Source organism: Bradyrhizobium sp. CCBAU 11357 (genome assembly GCF_028128865.1).
Taxonomy (GTDB): domain Bacteria; phylum Pseudomonadota; class Alphaproteobacteria; order Rhizobiales; family Xanthobacteraceae; genus Bradyrhizobium.
In genome coordinates this window covers 219,107-238,219 of sequence record NZ_LBJW01000113.1, presented here as the reverse complement: position 1 = coordinate 238,219, position 19,113 = coordinate 219,107, and the positions used below count along the sequence as shown (strand labels likewise).

The following is a 19,113-nucleotide window of genomic DNA, read 5'->3' as shown; positions in this document are numbered from 1 at the left end:
CACGGTCAACAACAAGAAGCGACAGGGCCGACACTCAGTATCGCAGAACCCTCGATCCCACCGCCGCGCCGATCGCCGTCACCAGCGCGGTCGCGAGCGTGTACCAGGTCGCGACGAACAGCGGGGAATCGTCGGTGCAGTGCGAGGCATAGAGGGTCGCCGCAAGTCCGGCCGACACCAGCCCGGCGAGCGCTCCGGCGAGCGCGGGGCGGGACGGCGCGCCGTGGCGCAGGCCGAACAGCGCCCCCGCAAGCAGCGGCAGCGACATCGCGGGGATCGCGACCAGGCACACCCTGGAGTTCTTGCCCATCAGGCGCATCGTCATCGGCATGGCCGGCGCCATCATCGCCTCACCGCCGATCGCTACCGCGAGCAGCCCGACGGGAAGCAGCAGCAGCCAGCCCCAGCCGCGCAGCAGGGCTTCGGGACGCGACAAATGCAGGCTGACGATGATGGCGGGGATTGCGAGCGACAGGGTCACCGCGAACTTCATGTCGAAGAACGGATTGCGCATGGCGCTCATCACGTCGGCGCGCATACCGAGGAACGTCGCGAAGATCAGGATCGACAAGGGCGCGGCCACCAGCAGCGCCATGGTCAGCACGGCGCCGACCCGTGGGGCGCGGTGCGCGTTGTCGACCGCAAGCGAGCGAATGAGTTGATCGGTGTCCATGATCAATGGTCCCGCAGTTTGGCCGTCAGCGCCGCAAGTCCGCGATGCAGCGCGACCCGGACCGCGCCCTCGCTCATCGACAACTTTGTCGCCGTATCCTTGATCGAGGCGGCCTCGACCGCGATCGATTGCAGCACGTCGCGCTGACGCTGCGGCAGGGTTCCGAGCTGGGCGGCGACCTCGCCGGCCGAAGCGGTCTCCTGCGGCGCTTCGCCCGGCAGCGTCTCGGCGAAATCGTCGATGTTGACGAACACGCGCCTGCCGCGCCGGCGGAGCGCATCGATCAGCTTGTTGCGGCCGATCGCAAACAGCCAGGGCGCGAAAGGCGCTTCGCTGTCCCAGGTATGCCGCTTCAGATGCACCGCCAACAGAATCTCCTGCACGATATCCTCGGCCTGGTCGGGGGGCTGACCTGCCCGCGCCAGGCCACGCCTCGCGGCGGCCCGCAGCACCGGCGTGACTGCCTTCAACAGGCGATGATACGCGGCATCATCGCCGGCCATGGCCGACCGCATCAGGCCGGTCCATTCGTCCTCACGTCCGCGCACCCGCGCCCCTCACCATGCAATTCGGCCGCTCTTTCAATTTGTTACGCGGGCACCGAACATATCACGAATTCGTGATCGATCCGGGCCGCGCGACCGATGCGGCCGCGAACATCTGCGACGGCTCATAACACCGATCGGTGCGTCCTGCATCGGGCGGGTGGCTGCGGGAGGGGGTTTGCCGCGTTTTTGGCGGGTGTAGCCCGAAGATTCCCCTTTTTTGCCGCGCTGTCGTCACGCCCCGGGGTCTCTGTTCGCTGCCGGGACGGGCGGAATTGGGGAGATCGTCGACATGATGAAAACCAGCGCGCGCGCGGCCCTGATCGGTTTGGCCGGGCTTGTCTTGCTGTCCGGGGGCGTCGCACAGGCGGCGCCGAACTCGGCCGCCGGCAACAAATCGGAGAGCGTGGACAAAGGGGCCGATACGGCCAAGCCCCGGCGCCATGACTCGCGCCGCACCGACAGCAAGAAGGCAGTGCAGAAATCCGACGACAAGGCCGACAAGAAGGACGCGGCGGCCAAGGCCGACGAGGCCAGCAACGACAAGACCGACAGTCAGGTGCCGGCCGCGAGCCAGATGCCCCCGGGGGTCGCCAACGCCAATGCGCAGCTCGCCGCTGAGACGCCGACTGCCGCAGCCGTCTCCGCGATGACGAACCGCGCCAACGACAACGTCCAGGCAGCCGCCGATAATACCAACGCTGAGAACCCGGAAAACCAGGTCGTCGCGCCCGATCAGCTCAACGACATCGATCGCGCCCTGCAGGAGAACCCGCCGCCGCAGAAGACGGTGATCGCCGCGACCGAGGCGCAGCCACGGCCGGCGCCGGTGATGGCCAGCGCCCAGCAGAGCTCGGCCTGGGACCAGAGCTCCCTGATCGGCAAGATCTTCATCGGCATCGGCACATTGCTCACTCTGGCCTCCGCCGCCCGCATGTTCATGGCCTGATTGGCGGTTCCGCGGGACGCGACCCGCGCGCGTCCCGCGTCCGGCCCCCTTGAAGGCACCCGCGCCAGCGGGCACATTGCCCACTCAATCAAAAGCGTGGGTGGAGCATGAGCACGTTCGAACACATCATCGTCGAGAGCATCGGTGCGGTCGGCATCGTCAAGCTGAACCGGCCGAAGATGCTCAACGCGCTCTCGTTCGGCGTCTTCCGCGAGATCGCCGCGGCGGTCGACGATCTCGAGGCCGATGACGCCATCGGCTGCATCGTCGTGACCGGCAACGAGAAGGCCTTTGCCGCCGGCGCCGACATCAAGGAGATGCAGCCCAAGGGCTTCATCGACATGTTCTCAGAGGATTTCGCCGCGATCGGCGGCGACCGCATCGCGCGCTGCCGCAAGCCGACCATCGCCGCGGTCGCGGGCTACGCGCTCGGCGGCGGCTGCGAGCTCGCCATGATGTGCGATTTCATCATCGCCGCCGACACCGCGAAGTTCGGCCAGCCCGAGATCACGCTCGGCACCATTCCAGGTATCGGCGGTACCCAGCGGCTGACACGCGCGATCGGCAAGTCCAAGGCCATGGACCTCTGCCTCACCGGCCGGATGATGGACGCGGCGGAAGCCGAGCGCTCCGGCCTCGTCAGCCGCATCGTACCCGCCGACAAGCTGATGGACGAGGTCATGTCGGCCGCCGAGAAGATCGCCGCGATGTCGCGCCCCGCGGCCGCGATGGCCAAGGAAGCGGTGAACCGCGCCTTCGAGACCACGCTTGCCGAAGGCATGAGCGTCGAGCGCAACCTGTTCCATTCGACCTTCGCGCTCGAGGACCGCTCGGAGGGCATGGCGGCGTTCATCGAGAAGCGCAAGCCGGTGAACAAGAACCGGTAGCGCACAAACCGGTCAGGCTGGTGTAAGGCACTGCGCTTTGCCGCACACATCCTGTGACGCGCCTGCAACAAGCACGGAATACATGGGGGTTTCCCCCGCGGCAGTTTGCCTGCGGGACCTCGGCTGGCTAAACAGTTAAGAGGCCATCGTCGGCGGGGGCGGACAGCCGGGGTTAAGCGGGAATACATGATTGGGCGTACCGCCAGAGCTGGTCGCGGAGGGACGCGACGTCGATCGGGCGCGGGTCCTGTGCTTGCGACATGGACCACGCTGGCGCTCTGTTGCGCGCTCTCTTGCGCCCTGCCCTCCGCGGCATCGGCCGAAGCCCTGCCGGAAGCATTGGCAAAGGCCTACCAGACCAATCCGCAGCTCAATGCCGAGCGCGCGCGCCAGCGCGCCACCGACGAGAACGTGCCGCAGGCGCTCGCCGGCTACCGGCCGCAGATCGTGGCGAGCCTCAGCGCCGGCCTGCAATCGGTCCGCAATCTGTTGCCCGACAACACCATCCAGACCGGCAATCTGAAGCCCTGGATCATCGGCGTCACCGTGACGCAGAGCCTGTTCAACGGCTTCCGCACTGCCAACGGCGTGCGGGCCGCCGAGCTCCAGGTGCAGTCCGGCCGTGAAGCGCTGCGCAATGTCGGCCAGGGCGTGCTGCTCGATGCGGTCACGGCCTACACCAACGTTCTCGCCAACCAGTCGCTGGTCGAGGCGCAGCGCTCCAACGTCGCCTTCCTGCGCGAGACGCTCGCCGTCACCCAGCGCCGCCTCAATGCCGGCGACGTCACGCCGACCGACACCGCACAGGCCGAAGCCCGCCTCAATCGGGGCCTTGCCGATCTCAACGCGGCCGAGGTCGCGCTTGCGGTCAGCCAGGCCACCTATGCGCAAGTGATCGGCAATGCGCCCTCGCAGCTCAGGCCTGCCGAGGCCGTCGATCGCTATCTGCCGAAGAGCCGCGAGGACGCCATGACGATGGCGATCCGCCAGCATCCGGCGGTGATGGCCGCCAGTTTCGACGTCGATGTCGCCTCCACCAACATCCGCATCGCCGAAGGCACGCTGCTGCCGAGCGCGACCATCCAGGGCAGCGCCAGCAAGAGCCGCAACAACGACCCGACGCTCGGCACCTTCGCCGAGGACCAGGCCTCGATCGTCGCCAACGTCACCGCGCCGATCTACGACGGCGGCCAGGCCGCGGCGCAGACCCGGCAGGCCAAGGAGATCACGGCGCAGAGCCGCCTCGTGCTCGACCAGGTGCGCAACCAGGCGCGCACGGCGGCGGTCAGCGCCTGGGTTGCCAATGAAGGCGCCAAGATCACGGTCTCGGCCTCCGAATCCGAGGTGAAGGCGGCCACCGTCGCGCTGCAGGGCGTGCAGCGCGAGGCTGCAGGCGGCCAGCGCACGACGGTGGACGTTCTGAACTCGCAAGCCGATCTGATCCAGGCCAAGGCCCGCCTGATCGGCGCGCAACGCGACCGCGTGATCGCCTCCTACACGCTGCTCAGCGCCATCGGCCATCTCGACGTCAAGACGCTGAACCTGAACACGCCGGATTACCTGCCCGAGGTGCACTACCACCAGGTCCGCGACGCCTGGCACGGCCTGCGCACGCCGTCGGGGCAGTGATTAGATCAATGCGCCGTCACGCGACGTAAGGTCAGCGTAAGGGGGCTCTGGTGGACGGCTCACGTCCGCTTGCTGGTCTCGTCGAGCAGCTATGCAGCGAAGCGGAGCGGTTGCCCGGCTGATGTGATATTCTCCTTCCCACCCGCCTACAAAAAAATAACCGGGAGCGAAACCATGCTCAGCCGACGCAGCGTCCTGCTTGCCTCCCTTGCGGCCGGAGTAGCCATGACCAGCAAAGCCCATTCCCGCGCGGCGCAGCCCGCGACGCCGATCAATTTCGACGTCCCGGCGCATGCCTGCGACTGCCATACCCACATTCATGGCGATGTCGAAAAGTTTCCGTTCTTCGCGGGACGCGTCTATACGCCGGAGCCGGCTTCGCCGGAAGAAATGGCCGCACTGCACAAGGCGCTGCATATCGAGCGCGTGGTGATCGTGACGCCGAGCGTCTACGGCACCGACAATTCCTCCACGCTGTTCGGCATGAAGGCGCGCGGCGCGACCGCGCGCGGCGTCGCCGTGATCGACGACAAGACGCCGGAGAGCGCGCTCGATACGATGCACCAGGACGGCTTCCGCGGCATCCGCCTCAATCTGGCGACCGGCGGCGTCAACGATCCCAATGTCGGCCGGCCGCGCTTCACCGCCGCCATCGAGCGCATGAAGGCGCGCGGCTGGCACGTGCAGCTCTACACCACGCTGGCCATGATCTCTGCGATCAAGGATCTCGTCGAGACGGCGCCGGTGCCGGTCGTGTTCGACCATTTCGGCGGCCTCGAGGCTTCGCTCGGGCTGGAGCAGCCGGGCTTCTCCGACCTCGTCGCGCTGGTGAAGTCCGGCAAGGCCTATGTGAAGATCTCGGGTGCCTATCGCTCGTCGAAGCTCGCGCCCGACTATCAGGACATGGTTCCCTATGCCCGCGCGCTGATCGCGGCCAATGCCGACCGCATCGTCTGGGGCACCGACTGGCCGCATCCGGATTCGAGCCGCGTCGAGGGACGCAAGCCCACCGACATCGCGCCGCTCCATCAGATCGACGACGGCCGCCTGCTCAACCAGCTTCCGGTCTGGGCGCCGGATGCCGAGGTGCGCAAGAAGATCCTGGTCGACAATCCGGCGCGGCTCTACGGGTTCTGACGATCAGCGCGCGCGGCGCGAGAAGAAGGAGATCAGGACCGGCAAGGTCACCAGGATCACGACCGGCGCCAGCATCATGCCGGTGACGACAACGACCGCGAGCGGCTTCTGCACCTGCGAGCCGATGCCTTCCGACAGCGCCGCCGGAAGAAGGCCGACGCCTGCGACGACGCAGGTCATCAGCACGGGCCGCAGCTGCAGCTCGCCGGTGCGCACCACCGCGCTCATGCGGTCCATGCCTTCTTCGATCAACTGGTTGAACTGCGACAGGATGATGATGCCGTCCATCACCGCGATGCCGAACAGCGCGATGAAGCCGATCGCCGCGGAGACGCTGAATGCCGTGCCCGAGATCAAGAGGCCGAGCACGCCGCCGAAGATCGCCATCGGGATCACGCTCATCGCGAGCAGCGTGTCGGTCATCGAGCCGAAGTTGAACCAGAGCAACACGCCGATCAGCGCCAGCGAGATCGGCACCACGATCGAGAGCCGCCGGATCGCGTCCTGGAGATTGCCGAACTCGCCGACCCATTCCATGTGCGAGCCCGGTGGCAGCTGCACCTGCGCGGCGATCTTGTCCTGCGCCTCGCGGATCGCGCTGCCGAGATCGCGTTCACGCACAGAGAACTTGATCGGCAGATAACGCTCCTGCTGCTCGCGATAGATGTAGGCAGCACCGGAAACGAGGCTGATGGTCGCGACCTCGCTCAAGGGGATCTGCGTAACGGTGCCGTTCGGCCCGGGCGCGCCGATCCGCAAATTCTGGATCGCCTCGGCGCTGCGGCGATATTCCGGCGCCAGGCGGACGATGATCGGGAAGTGGCGGTCGCTTCCGGGCTCATAGAGGTCGCCGGCGGTGTCGCCGCCGATCGCGACCTTGATGGTGGCGTTGATGTCGCCCGGCGCGAGGCCGTAGCGCGCCGCCTTGGCGCGGTCGATGTCGATCTGAACGGTCGGCTGCCCGAGCGAGGTGAACACCGCAAGGTCGGTGACGCCCTGCACGGTGGCCAGCACCGACTTGATCTTGTTGGCGGTGTCTGTCAGCGCCTGGAGGTCGCTGCCGAACAGCTTGATCGAGTTCTCGCCCTTCACGCCGGAGACGGCTTCGGAGACGTTGTCCTGGAGATATTGCGAGAAGTTGAACTCGACGCCGGGGAAGCGATCGTCGAGCTGCTTGAGCAATTGCGCGGTCAGCTCTTCCTTGTCGCGGGTGCCGGGCCATTGGCTCACCGGCTTGAGCGGCGCGAAAAACTCGGCGTTGAAGAAGCCGGCGGCGTCGGTGCCGTCGTCGGGACGGCCGTGCTGCGACACCACGGATTCGACCTCGGGCCGGGCCCGGATCACCTTGCGCATCTCGTTGACGTAGCTGTTGCCTTCCTGGAGCGAGATGGTCGGCGGCAGCGTGGCACGGATCCAGAGGTTGCCCTCCTCCAGCTTCGGCAGGAATTCGAGGCCGAGCAGCCGGGCGAGTGCGACCGTCATCAGCACGAGGCCGACCGCACCGCCGAGGACGATGCTGCGATTGGCGACCGCCCAATTCAGCAACGGCGAGTACAGCCGGTGCAGGATCAGCATCACCTTGGTCTCGGTCTCCTCGACATGCGCGGGCAGGATGATCGCGGACAGCGCGGGAGTCACGGTGAAGGTGGCAAGGAGACCGCCGGCCAGCGCATAGGCATAGGTGCGCGCCATCGGGCCGAAGATGTTGCCCTCGACGCCCGACAGCGTGAACAGCGGCAGGAAGGCCGCGATGATGATCGCGGCGGCGAAGAAGATCGATCGCGAGACGTCGGCGGCCGCGCTGAGGATGGCATGGCTCTTCATGCCGAACAGCGTTTCGGGCGACATATGCTCGGATTCCGACATCGGCGTCGTTTGCGTGAGGCGGCGGAAGATCGCCTCCACCATGATGACGGTGGCATCGACGATGAGGCCGAAATCGATCGCGCCGACCGACAGGAGGTTGGCCGATTCCCCGCGCAGCACCAGGGTGATGACGGCGAAGAACAGCGCGAACGGGATGGTGGCGCCGACGATCAGCGCGCTGCGGAGATCGCCGAGGAAGATCCACTGCAACAGCACGATCAGCAGGATGCCGATCACCATGTTGTGCAGCACGGTGTGGGTGGTGAGCTCGATCAGGTCGCCGCGGTCGTAGATGCGCTCGATGCGCACGCCGGGCGGCAGGATGCTGGAGTTGTTGATCTGCTGGACGAGTTCGTGGACGCGCTTGATGGTCGGCGAGCTCTGCTCGCCGCGCCGCATCAGCACGATGCCCTGCACGATGTCGTCGGAATCGTCGAGGCCGGCAATGCCGAGACGCGGCTTCTGGCCCACCGTGACGGTGGCGACGTCCTTGACCAGCACCGGATTGCCGCCTGTCTGCGCCACCATGGTGTTGGCGAGATCGTCGATCGAGCGGATCAGGCCGACGCCGCGCACGACGGCGGATTGCTGGCCGATATTGACGGTATTGCCACCGACATTGACGTTGGAATTGCCGACCGCCTGGAGCAGTTGCGGCAGCGTCAGGCCGTTGGCGACCAGCTTGTTGAAGTCGACCTGAATCTCGTAGGTCTTGCTCCTGCCGCCCCAGCCGGTGACGTCGATCACGCCGGGCACCGCGCGGAAGCGGCGCTGCAGCATCCAGTCCTGGATGGTCTTGAGGTCGAGCACGCTGTAGTTCGGCGGACCGACGAGACGATAGCGGAAGATCTCGCCGATCGGGCTGAGCGGCGAGATCTGCGGCTGGACGTTGCCGGGCAGCGGCGCAAGCTGCGCCAGGCGATTCAGCACCTGCTGCAGCGCCTCGTCATAGGTATAGGCGAAGGAGAACTGGATTTTGACGTCGGACAGACCGTAGAGCGAGATGGTGCGGATGGTCGTGATGTTCTTCAGGCCCGCCACCTGGGTCTCGATCGGGATCGTGATGTAGCGCTCGATCTCCTCCGCCGACAGCCCCGGGCTCTGCGTCACGATGTCGACCATTGGCGGGGTCGGATCGGGATAGGCCTCGATGTTGAGCCGGTTGAACGCGATCAGACCGCCGATCAGCACGGCGGCGAACATGCCGACCATCAGGAAACGCCGGTTGACGGCAAGGGCAACGAGACGATCCATTCAGGTCTTCAATTTTCTTGGGTCGTCGATCAGCTGCCGGACGCCGCACGGTCGATGAACAGACTGCCTTTGGTGACGATCTGCTCGCCGGGCTTCAGATTGCTGGTGACCTCGACGAGATTGCCGTTGATGAGACCGGTCTTGATCTGGCGCAGCTCGACCGACTTGTCCTCACGCGCGACCCAGAGGCGGACCTTGTCGGCCTCGTAGATCAGCGCCTGCTTCGGCACCGCCGGCGCGGCGCGGTCGCCGGCCGAATAGATCGTGACGTTCGCGAACATTTCCGGCTTGAGCAGCCCGTCCTTGTTGTCGATCGTGGCGCGGACCAACAGGCGGCGGGTGGCGGGGTCGATCGCGGCGGCAACGTAGTTGATCTTGGCGCTGAACGGACGGCCCGGCAGTGCCATCACGTTGACGGTGATGTCCTGCCCGATGCACACCGCGGCCGCATCGCTCTCGCGCACGAAGGCGGTGAGCCAGACCGTGGAGAGGTCGCCGACCACGAAGACCGGATCGCTCGCGCCGGAATTGACGTATTGGCCCGGGCCGATCTTGCGCTGCACGACCGTGCCGGAGATCGGCGAATAGATCGTGATCTCCCGGTCGATGACGCCTTTTTCCTGGAACGTCCTGATCGCCTCGTCGGTGAAGCCGAGGATGCGCAGCTTGTTGCGCGCGGCTTCCAGCGCCGTCACAGAAGAGCGCATGTCGTTGCGCGCCTGCACCTGGGCCGCTTCCGCCTGCTGGTAATCCTTCAGCGGAATGGCATGGCCCTCGTAGAGGTCCTTGGCGCGCTTGAACTGGATGTCGGAAAGCTCGAGCGCCGACTTCGCCTTGTTCTGCGAAGTCATCGCCGCTATGAAATCGTTCTGGGCCTGCACGGTGTCGGCGGCCTCGATCGTAAACAGCGGTTGACCTTGCTTCAGCGTCTCGCCCGGCTTTGCGAGCAGCTTGGTGACACGGCCTGCGTAGGGCGAGAACACCGGCGTCGAGCGGTCCTCGTCGACTGCGACCTTGCCCTCGGTGACATACTCGGCGCGGAAGCTCCTGGCGGCGACCGGCTCGATCGTCAGCGTCGCCCATTCGGACGGCGTCGGCGTGAAGGTCTGCGCATTCCTGCGCGACTGGCTGGAGATTTCGGAGTGCTTCTTTTCCTTCGCCCCCGAAGAGAAGAAGCCGTACGCTCCGGCACCGGCGCCGGCGAGAGCTAGTAAAACTACGGATGCGATCACCCGTTGTTTTGTAAGCACCTGCAATCGCTTGGTATTCTCAACTACCATGGGGCCCGGTCGTGTCTGCGACGATCTCGGCAAATGACGGCCTGATCGGTCGCGCTAATAGTGCCGAATTGGGAGTTCAAACAACCTAAAAAACGCCTCGCCCCTTTCCGTTTGCGTTAAAATTTTGCGACACGTCAGCTTCATGTCAGCTTCGCGCCGGCCAGTGTGCCGGATGACTGCCGAGCGGCATCGCCGGACGGCTCCATTGCGCCGGCGTCTTCGACAGCAGTGCGGAATGCTGCACCGCCTTCAACGTGCCGAAGCCAGATTGCATGCGTTCTATGAACGCAGCATGTACGGCCTCGCCCGTAAGATCCGGGGTATTCAATCCGCCCTCGAGCCGGCCGAGATTCCACAGCCAGCGCCCCGTCTGCGCCAGCGACACGCGCACGTGCCAGCTGCCGCCTTCGTACGCTTGGCGTGCCTTGGCCATCATCGCGCCGAACGCCATCAGATAGCCGGTGGCGTGGTCGAGCATCTGTGCCGGCAATTCCTTGGGGCCATCGATGCCGGCGGCCTGGCCTTCGGCATGGTTGAAGCCCGTCGTGGTCTGCACCAGGGAGTCGAAGCCGCGCCGCTCGGCCCAGGGGCCGGCCTGGCCATAGGCCGACAGCGTGACATAGACGATGCCGGGATTGATCTGCGCTGCGTGCTCCGGCGCAAAGCCGAGCGCGGCGAGCGCGCGCGGACGATAGCCTTGCGAGAAGATGTCGGCGTCCTTCAACAGCCCGCGCAGCTGCGCCCTGCCGGCCTCGCTCTTCAGTGCGATGAAGGTGGTGAGCTTGCCGCGGCCGGTGTCGATGGTGAGCCAGTCGATCGCGGGCAGATCCGGGCCTGACACCAGCAGCACGTCCGCACCGTGCGCAGCGAGCGTGCGGCCGGCGACGGGGCCGGCGATGACGCGGGAGAGATCGAGCACGCGAAGACCTGAGAGCGGACGATCGCCTCTTGGCCACGGCTTTGGCGGCGCCTCGCCGATCTTCTCGATCGAGAGCAGCGGCAATTGGGCGAGCGCGCGCGCCTGCGGGTGCGCGGACCATTCGTCGTAGGAGCGCATCAAGGCGACGACGCCGCCCGCGGCATAGGCCGCGCTTTCGAAGTCCTCGCCCTTCCACTGCATCAATGCGGCCTGTACTTTCTCGCGCTCGGGCTCGCAGTCGAGCACCTTGCAGACGGCGTCGCGGTGATGCGGAAAGTTGGTGTGGCAGCGAACGAAGCGGCCATCGCCGGTTCTGTAGACGCCGGCGATGGCGTCCCAAGCCGGTGGCGGCGGCTTGTCGTCGCGGCGCAGATAACGCTCGGAACGGCATTCGGCGACGGCATGGCGCATGTCGACGGAGACGTCCTGCGCCTCGCCGCTGCGCAGCTTCCAGATCTCGGCGGCGGCAAGGCCGGCCGCCGCGATCGTGGTCTGGCCGGCGACGGCAACGCGAAACGAGGACGGGATTTGCGGCTCCTCGCCGGTCAGTTGCACGCGTTCGAGCGCGGCCGCGTCACCACCGGCAGAGGTCCAGATATCCCTAAGAATATCGGCGGGGCTTTGCATCACCCTTCTCTCCCTTTAGCCTTCAGCACCCTATTAGCACATAAGGAAATGCAATGGCCGCCATCGACCCTCTCACCGCAGGTGCCGTGTTCATCGCAACGGCGGCCACAGACGCGGTGTATGTCATGTTCACCTCGGCCGTGATCGCGCGCAAGCGCATGTCAGCGGCGAATTGGAGCGCAGTCTGGTACATGCTCTCCTCCTACGCCGTGATCAGCTACACCGAGAACCCGTTCTATGTCGCTTTCGCCGCGATCGGCTCATGGGCCGGCGCCTACGCCTCGCTGACCTTCCTGCACCGGCCGCCCGGCGGCCCGCCGGTGGGGGCTGCGCCGGAGTGAGGTCTCTCCCCGTCATTGCGAGGAGCCCTTGCGACGAAGCAATCCAGACTGTTTCCGCGGATGCATTTCTGGATTGCTTCGCTGCGCTCGCAATGACGACGTGGAGGCTTCTGGGCGTCTTGCGAAACAGCTACAGTATCTCCGACCAACAAAAAGGAGCCAACAATGGATCTCGGTCTCAAGGGCAAGAACGCCGTCGTGCTCGGCGGCACGCGCGGCATCGGGCGGGCGATTGCGGCGACGCTGGCCAGTGAAGGTGCCAATGTCGCGGTGTGCGCGCGCAACGCCGATCAGGTTGCGGCAACCGTCGCGGAGTTGAAGGCGAGCGGCATCGACGCCACCGGCGGCACGGTCGACGTCACCGACGGCGCGGCGCTGAAAAGCTGGATCGAGACGGCTGGAAAAGCGCTCGGCGGCATCGACCTGCTGTTTTCCAATGCCGGCGCAATGGCGCAAGGGCACGATCCCGCATCCTGGGAGCAGAATTTCCGGCTCGACGTGCTCGGCGCCGTGCACGCCTTCGACGCGGCACGGCCGTTTCTCGAGGCAAGCGGCGCCGAAGGCGGCGATGCGGCCTTCGTGATCGTCTCGTCGATCGCCGCGGCGCAGGCGGACACGGCGAGCTCCTACGGTCCGATCAAGGCCGCGCTGATCCACATGGCCAAGGGACTGGCGCGGCAATATGCGAAGGAGAAGATCCGGGTCAACGTGGTCTCGCCCGGCACCGTCTACTTCAAGGGCGGCGTCTGGGAGATGATCGAGAAGAACATGCCGGAGCGGTACCAGGACGCGATGAAGCGCAACCCGACCGGCCGCATGGCGACGCCGCAGGAAATCGCGAACGCGGCGGTATTCCTGGCAAGCCCGGTGTCGGGATTCACCACGGGTTCGAATCTCGTCGTGGATGGTGCGATCTCGAACCGGGTGAATTTTTGAGGGGCGGCATCATCATCGACGAACTTGTAGGGTGGGCAAAGCGAAGCGTGCCCACCGCTTTCGCGACGAGATCCCAGAAGGTGGGCACGGCGCTTACGCGCCTTTGCCCACCCTACGGCAGCTGAGAGTGTGGCGCGCGATCGCGTCAGCAAACTCGTCATTGCGAGCGTAGCGAAGCAATCCAGCATCTTTCCGCGGGGACAGTCTGGATTGCTTCGCTGCGCTCGCAATGTCGGCGTGGTGGGCAGCCCGCCTCAATGAAAATCCCGCGACGGTGGCAGGATGCGGACGTTGCGGGGGTGACGGATTTTTTGCGCTGGGCTATCCGCGAGGGCGCGGGGGTCTTCGTTGAGCGGCTCCACGACGGTGGCGCCCGCGGGCACCGGATGTTTGCGGCTTAGCGCATCGTTGGCCAATCCGACCAGATCGTGCGAGCGGTCGACCATGCGCTGGGCGATGAGATGCGTCACCTTCTCCGGGCTGCTCTGGATGTAGCCCTCGACCAGGATGAGGCGCGCGCCCATCACCTCTTTCCGGTACTGCTCCATGATCTTGGGCCACACCACGACATTGGCGATGCCGGTTTCGTCCTCCAGCGTCATGAACACGACGCCGCTGGCGCTGCCCGGCCGCTGCCGCACCAGGACCACACCGGCGCAGCGGACGCGCCGCCGCTCGTTCTCATGGCTGATCTCCTTGCAGGCGACGATGCGCTCGCGCGTCAACATCTCGCGCAGGAATTCCATCGGGTGGCCCTTCAGCGACAGCCGGATGGTCTGGTAGTCCGCGACCACCTGCTCGGCGCGCGGCATCACCGGCAGCGGTTTTGCGCCTTCGTCCGGCTGCTCGCGCGCGGTCGCCGCCTCGAACAGCGGCAGCGGCACGTCGTCGGGCAGCCGCCGCACCTGCCACAGCGCCTCTCGGCGGTCGAGCCCGAGCGAGCGGAACGCATCGGCATCCGCCAAGAGGATCAGCGCGCGCTTGGGCAGCCCGGTGTCGCGGGCGAAATCTTCCAGCGTGGTGAAGGGACGGCGGTTGCGGGCGGCGACGATGCGGTCGGCCCAATCCTGGGTCTTCTCGACATCGTCATTCCGGGGCGTCGCGTCAGCGACGAACCCGGAATCCATTTCGCCAGGCGTAAGCGGCCCGATGGATTCCGGGTTCGCGCTTTGCGCGCCCCGGAATGACGATTGGGAGCGCTTCAGCCTCTCTTCATCCTCGTCCAGCCAGTGAAATCCATCAATCTGGCGAAAGCCCAGGCGCACGGCGCAGTATTTTCCGTCAGTGTCCTCCAGCGTGTTCTGCGCAAAGCTGTAGGACACGTCGATGTCGCGCACCTCGACGCCGTTCTTGCGGGCATCGCCGACGATCTGCGCCGGCGCATAAAAGCCCATCGGCTGCGAGTTCAACAGACCGCAGCAGAAGGCGTCGGGATGATAGTGCTTCAGCCACGACGAAATGTAGACCAGCTGCGCAAAGCTCGCGGCATGGCTCTCCGGAAAGCCGTAGGAGCCAAATCCCTTGATCTGGTCAAAGCAGCTTTTAGCGAAATTGGGATCGTAGCCGCGGGCGACCATGTTGCCGATCAGCTTCTCCTCGTACTGGCCGATGGTGCCGACGTTGCGGAAGGTCGCCATCGAGCGGCGCAGGCCGTTGGCTTCCTCGGAGGTGAAATGTGCGGCCTCGATCGCAATGCGCATCGCCTGCTCCTGGAACAGCGGGACACCGAGCGTCTTGTGCAGCACCTTGTAGAGTTCGTCCTTGTCGCCATGCTCGGGCGACGGCGAGGGATAGCTCACCTTTTCCAGCCCGTTCCGCCGCCTTAAGTAGGGATGCACCATGTCGCCCTGGATCGGCCCGGGGCGCACGATCGCGACCTCGATGACGAGATCGTAGAAGGTCCGCGGTTTAAGCCGCGGCAGCATGTTCATCTGCGCGCGGCTCTCGACCTGGAACACGCCAAGCGATTCCCCGCGGCACAGCATGTCGTAGACGTTGGGATCGTCTTGGGGAACGCTCGCAAGCACAAAACGCTCGCCCTTGTGCTGGTCGATGAGATCGAAACATTTCCTGATGCAGGTCAGCATGCCCAGCGCGAGCACGTCGACCTTCATCATATGAAGCGCGTCGACGTCGTCCTTGTCCCATTCGATGAAGGTGCGGTCGTCCATCGCGGCATTGCCGATCGGCACATAGGTATCGAGCCGGTCCTGGGTCAGCACATAGCCGCCGACATGCTGGGAGAGATGGCGCGGGAATTCGATCAGCTCGGTCGCAAGCTCGACCGCGAGGTTGATCATGGGATTTTGCGGATCGAGCCCGGCCTGGCGGACCTGCATGTCGTTGAGGCCCTTGCCCCAGCTGCCCCAGACGGTGTCGGCGAGCGCGGCGGTGACGTCCTCGGTCAGGCCCAGCGCCTTGCCGACGTCACGGATGGCACTGCGCGGGCGGTAGTGGATGACGGTGGCGATGATCGCGGCGCGGTGGCGGCCGTAGCGGCGATAGACATATTGCATCACCTCCTCGCGGCGCGAATGCTCGAAATCGACGTCGATGTCGGGCGGCTCCAGCCGTTCCTTGGAAATGAAGCGTTCGAACAACAGATCGACCTTGGTCGGATCGACCGAGGTGACGCCGAGCACGTAGCAGACGGCCGAGTTCGCCGCCGAGCCGCGGCCCTGGCACAAAATGTTCTGGCTGCGCGCGTATTGGACGATGTCGTGCACGGTGAGGAAGTAATGCGCGTATTTCAGCTCGGCGATCAGCGCGAGCTCCTTGTTCAAGGTCGCGCGCAGCTTGTCGTCGATCTTGCCGCCGAAATATTTGTCGACGCCCGCCCAGGTCAGGTCCTCCAGATGCCCCTGCGCGGTCTTGCCCGGCGGTACCGGCTCGTCGGGATATTGGTACTTGAGCTGATCGAGCGAGAACTCGATTGCGTCCGCAAAGCGCATGGTCTCTGCGATCGCCTCGGGAAAATCGCGGAACAGCCGCGCCATTTCGCGCGGCGTCTTCAGGAAGCGCTCGGCATTGGCTTCGAGCTTCCGCCCAATCGCCTCGATCGTGGTCTTTTCCCGGATGCAGGTCAGCACGTCCTGAAGCGGACGGCGGCGGGGATCGTGATACAGCACCTCATTGGTCGCGAGCAGCGGCACCTTGGCCTTTGCGGCGAGATCATCGAGCCGCGAGAGGCGCCGCTTGTCGTCGCCGCGATAAAGCAGGCTCGCCGCCAGCCACACGCCTTCGGCACGGCTATCCCTAAGCTTTGCGAGAACATCCAGCGCCCGCGCCGGCTCGAAACGATGCGGCAGCGTCAGGATCAGGAGCTGGCCTTCCGAGAATTCCAGGAGATCGGCGAAGGTGAGACGGCACTCGCCTTTCTCGATCCGCGTGATGTCGTCGCCGCGCTTGCCCCTTGTGAGGAGCTGACACAGCCGGCCATAGGCGGCGCGGTCGCGTGGATAGACCAGGATGTCGGGCGTGCCGTCGATGAAGACGATGCGGGCGCCGATCAACAGTTTCGGCTTGTGCAACACCTCGTCATTGTCGAGCTCGTTCCAGGCGCGCACCACGCCGGCGAGCGTGTTGTGGTCGGCGATGCCGATCGCGGGAATCCCGAGCTTGCTCGTCTGATGCACATAGGCGCGCGGATCCGAGCCGCCGCGCAGGAACGAGAAGTTTGTGGTGATGCCGATCTCGGCATAGCCAAGCGTGTTCATGCGAAGAGACCGTGCACATACCAGCCGGGAGACGCAGGCTTGCCGTCACCGTCGAACACCTCGCCTTCATAGAGACCGTCGCGAAAGATCCAGAACCGCAGGCCTTCGGCATCCTCGATGCGGAAATAATCCCGCGTCAGCTGCTTGCCGTCCTGCCGCCACCATTCCATCGCGATGCGCTCGGGGCCCTCCACCCGCACCACCGCATGCAGCGCGCGGCGCCAGGTGAATTGATGCGGCGGGCCATCGGGCACGGTCGCGAACGGCACCTTGATCGGCTCCGGCTTGTCGAACAGCCGCAAGGGGCGCAGCGGCGGCTCGCTCTCGGCACGAACAGGCCATTCCGCCTGCATGGCGGCGGTGAGATGATGCTGCGCCGATGCGGCCAGCACCGCGCTTTCGGGGACATGGGTATCCTGCGGCAGGTGCACGACGACGCGTTTTCCCCCGATGCGCGCGGCGATGCGGTCGATCAGCGCGGCGAGCTCGTCATTGTCGTGGACATGGGCATCGAGATCGCGCTGCTCCTGCACCACGATCTCGGTGCGGCTCGCCGACAACCGCACCATGTCGAAGCCGAAGCCGGGATCGAGGGGATCTGCGAGTGCATCGAGCCGCTCGCGGAACAGGCGGTCGATCACGGCGCTTCGCGTCACCGGACGCCCGGTCTCGACCGTGATCGCGCGCACCACACCATCGGTGCGGAAGAATGCCGCTTCAAGTCGCCGTGCGCCTTTGCCCTGCTTCTCCATGGACGCGATCAACGTGTCGGCCAGCCGCGACAGCGTCATCGCGATCATGGTGTCGGTCGCGATCGGCTCGGCAAAGCGTTTTTCCACGATGTAATCGGGCAGCGGTTTTCGCGGGCTAATCGGCGCATCGCCCTGCCCCAGCGCATGGGCGAGCAGCGTGGAGAAGCGCTCGCCGAACCGCGCCGTGATTTCGGAGGCGCTGCGCGAGGCGACGTCGCCGATGCTCTTCAGCCCGGCGCGACGCAGGCCGGTGGTGATGGCTTCACCTGCACCGAGCGCGGAGACTGGAAACGACCTGATCGCCTCCGCCTCGCCGCCATCGGCAACGATGGTGCCGGATGCCTGCCGCGTCAGCGTGCGGGCGCAGATCGAGGTGCCGGCGATCGCCGCGCTGACGGCAAAGCCTTGCCGACCGAGCGCGCGGACCAGCGTCTTGAGCAGCGCGGCCTCGCCGCCGAACAGATGGGCGCAGCCGGTGATGTCCAGGAACAGCCCGTGCGGCGCATCGAGCGCCACCAGCGGCGTGAAACGGTCACACCAGTCGGCGATATCGCTGAGCGTCTTCGCATCGGCGACAGGGTCGGCGTCGAACACACGCAGGTCCGGACACATCGCCCGCGCATTGGCGAGCGGCTGGCCGATATACAGGCCGAAGCGCTCGGCTGCCTCGTCCAGCGCATGGATCACCAGCGCATTGTTGTCCTTGATGACGACGATATCAGGCTCATGATTGGTTTTACCCAGCCCGGCGCTGCCAAGGAACCGCTGGATCCTGTCGATGGGCAGGCGCGGCAGCCACAGGCTGAGGATACGTCGACGGTTCACTGAACTGGCACTCATCACAATTCCATCCCATGATCCACCGGCCGCACGGGCCATGACGATTGCGCAAGAGCTCGGCATCGAACACCGGCGCGCCCCAGGCACTCCACACCGAGCCCGGCGGCGAATGCGCCGCCCGCAGCATCCATCGTGTTTCCGCGGTCGAAGGCAGCGGCTGCGCCGCCATCCGCAGCAAGAGGCCGGTAACGCCCGAGCCTTGCGCGGCCAGCGTCAACTTGCGGCTTGCCACGAGATCGAACTGTCTGGTCTCGCCCCACAGCTCGAGCACGACGGCGCCCAGCGCATCGCAGGCGAGCGCATCGGCCGAGGTGCGCAACGCGCTCTCGACATCGGCCGCGCGCACCATCACCAGGCGGCGCGGATCGAGGCCGAGTTCGGCAAGCCCGCTCATCGACAGCGCACCGGCTTCGAGCTCTGAAAAATCCTGTCGCACCCACAGCAGCGGCCGACGCGCGCTCACGCGTCCCGCAAGCCCCATGACAAAGCCCGTCGCGGCCGCGCCCTGGCGCCCCTCGCAAAACACCTCGTGGATCGCCGCGCGCGCGAGCCCGCCCTTCAGCGCGCTGTCGGCCTCGCTGTGGCCGAGCGCGACGCGATCGTGTTGATGCACGACCTCCGCCGTCTCGATGCGCTCGATCTGGCTGCGCAAGGTCGCAAGCGCGCTGATGCGTGCGCCGCTCATGCTCGCCGCTCCTTCAGGAATTGGTGCCGTGGTCTTCAAAAGAAGAACCAACGGCTGGCTCATTTGTTCATGATATG

At 65.7% G+C, this 19,113-nt stretch carries 14 protein-coding genes; 6 read left to right on the top strand and 8 right to left on the bottom strand.

Going from position 1 to position 19,113, the window contains the following annotated elements; all coding sequences use genetic code 11:
• Positions 1-34 precede the first annotated feature (34 nt).
• Both XI05_RS36945 and XI05_RS36940 read right to left on the bottom strand, forming a co-directional pair.
• Complete coding sequence (locus tag XI05_RS36945; RefSeq protein ID WP_271510904.1) at positions 35-673, bottom strand: DUF1109 domain-containing protein; 639 nt, start codon at positions 671-673, stop codon at positions 35-37.
• 2 nt (positions 674-675) lie between these two features.
• Positions 676-1,221 (bottom strand): sigma-70 family RNA polymerase sigma factor, encoded by a 546-nt coding sequence (locus tag XI05_RS36940; protein WP_172784156.1) that lies wholly within the window; start codon positions 1,219-1,221, stop codon positions 676-678.
• A 289-nt stretch (positions 1,222-1,510) separates the two neighbouring features.
• On the opposite strand from XI05_RS36940, the gene XI05_RS36935 reads away from it, so the two are divergent.
• The 4 genes from XI05_RS36935 (at position 1,511) to XI05_RS36920 (ending at position 5,820) form a co-directional block, all read left to right on the top strand.
• Positions 1,511-2,167 (top strand): hypothetical protein, encoded by a 657-nt coding sequence (locus XI05_RS36935; protein WP_271511925.1) that lies wholly within the window; start codon positions 1,511-1,513, stop codon positions 2,165-2,167.
• Between the two features lie 107 nt (positions 2,168-2,274).
• Positions 2,275-3,054, top strand: coding sequence for an enoyl-CoA hydratase (locus XI05_RS36930; RefSeq protein ID WP_271510902.1), 780 nt, complete (start codon positions 2,275-2,277; stop codon positions 3,052-3,054).
• Positions 3,055-3,240: 186 nt separating this feature from the next.
• The gene (locus XI05_RS36925; protein WP_271510899.1) at positions 3,241-4,683 is read left to right on the top strand and encodes a TolC family outer membrane protein; all 1,443 of its coding nucleotides are present in this window, start codon (positions 3,241-3,243) and stop codon (positions 4,681-4,683) included.
• Positions 4,684-4,857: 174 nt separating this feature from the next.
• Positions 4,858-5,820, top strand: coding sequence for an amidohydrolase family protein (locus XI05_RS36920; RefSeq protein WP_271510897.1), 963 nt, complete (start codon positions 4,858-4,860; stop codon positions 5,818-5,820).
• A 3-nt stretch (positions 5,821-5,823) separates the two neighbouring features.
• On the opposite strand, the gene XI05_RS36915 is transcribed toward XI05_RS36920, so the two are convergent.
• The 3 genes from XI05_RS36915 to XI05_RS36905 form a co-directional block, all read right to left on the bottom strand.
• On the bottom strand, positions 5,824-8,940 hold the full coding sequence (locus XI05_RS36915; RefSeq protein ID WP_271510895.1) for an efflux RND transporter permease subunit: 3,117 nt from the start codon (positions 8,938-8,940) through the stop codon (positions 5,824-5,826).
• A 29-nt stretch (positions 8,941-8,969) separates the two neighbouring features.
• Positions 8,970-10,220, bottom strand: a complete 1,251-nt coding sequence (locus XI05_RS36910) for an efflux RND transporter periplasmic adaptor subunit (RefSeq protein WP_212259666.1) — start codon at positions 10,218-10,220, stop codon at positions 8,970-8,972.
• A 145-nt stretch (positions 10,221-10,365) separates the two neighbouring features.
• On the bottom strand, positions 10,366-11,766 hold the full coding sequence (locus XI05_RS36905) for a CoA transferase (RefSeq protein ID WP_271510893.1): 1,401 nt from the start codon (positions 11,764-11,766) through the stop codon (positions 10,366-10,368).
• 53 nt (positions 11,767-11,819) lie between these two features.
• Between XI05_RS36905 and XI05_RS36900 the strand changes: the two genes are divergently transcribed.
• Together XI05_RS36900 and XI05_RS36895 are read left to right on the top strand one after the other, a co-directional pair.
• Positions 11,820-12,107, top strand: a complete 288-nt coding sequence (locus tag XI05_RS36900; protein ID WP_212251384.1) for a hypothetical protein — start codon at positions 11,820-11,822, stop codon at positions 12,105-12,107.
• Positions 12,108-12,272: 165 nt separating this feature from the next.
• A complete protein-coding gene (locus tag XI05_RS36895; RefSeq protein WP_271510891.1) occupies positions 12,273-13,043 on the top strand; it encodes an SDR family NAD(P)-dependent oxidoreductase in 771 nt (256 codons plus the stop codon).
• Positions 13,044-13,297: 254 nt separating this feature from the next.
• Here the strand turns inward: XI05_RS36895 and XI05_RS36890 are convergent, their stop codons facing one another.
• The 3 genes from XI05_RS36890 to XI05_RS36880 are packed head-to-tail and all read right to left on the bottom strand — an operon-like array spanning position 13,298 to position 19,036.
• A complete protein-coding gene (locus XI05_RS36890; RefSeq protein WP_271510889.1) occupies positions 13,298-16,759 on the bottom strand; it encodes an error-prone DNA polymerase in 3,462 nt (1,153 codons plus the stop codon).
• On the bottom strand, positions 16,756-18,351 hold the full coding sequence (locus XI05_RS36885) for a Y-family DNA polymerase (RefSeq protein WP_271510888.1): 1,596 nt from the start codon (positions 18,349-18,351) through the stop codon (positions 16,756-16,758). The genes XI05_RS36890 and XI05_RS36885 overlap by 4 nt, the downstream gene beginning before the upstream one ends.
• Positions 18,248-19,036: an ImuA family protein gene (locus tag XI05_RS36880; RefSeq protein ID WP_271510886.1), complete on the bottom strand. Its 789-nt coding sequence runs from the start codon at positions 19,034-19,036 to the stop codon at positions 18,248-18,250. Before XI05_RS36880 ends, XI05_RS36885 begins: the two co-directional genes overlap by 104 nt.
• Positions 19,037-19,113 lie beyond the last annotated feature (77 nt).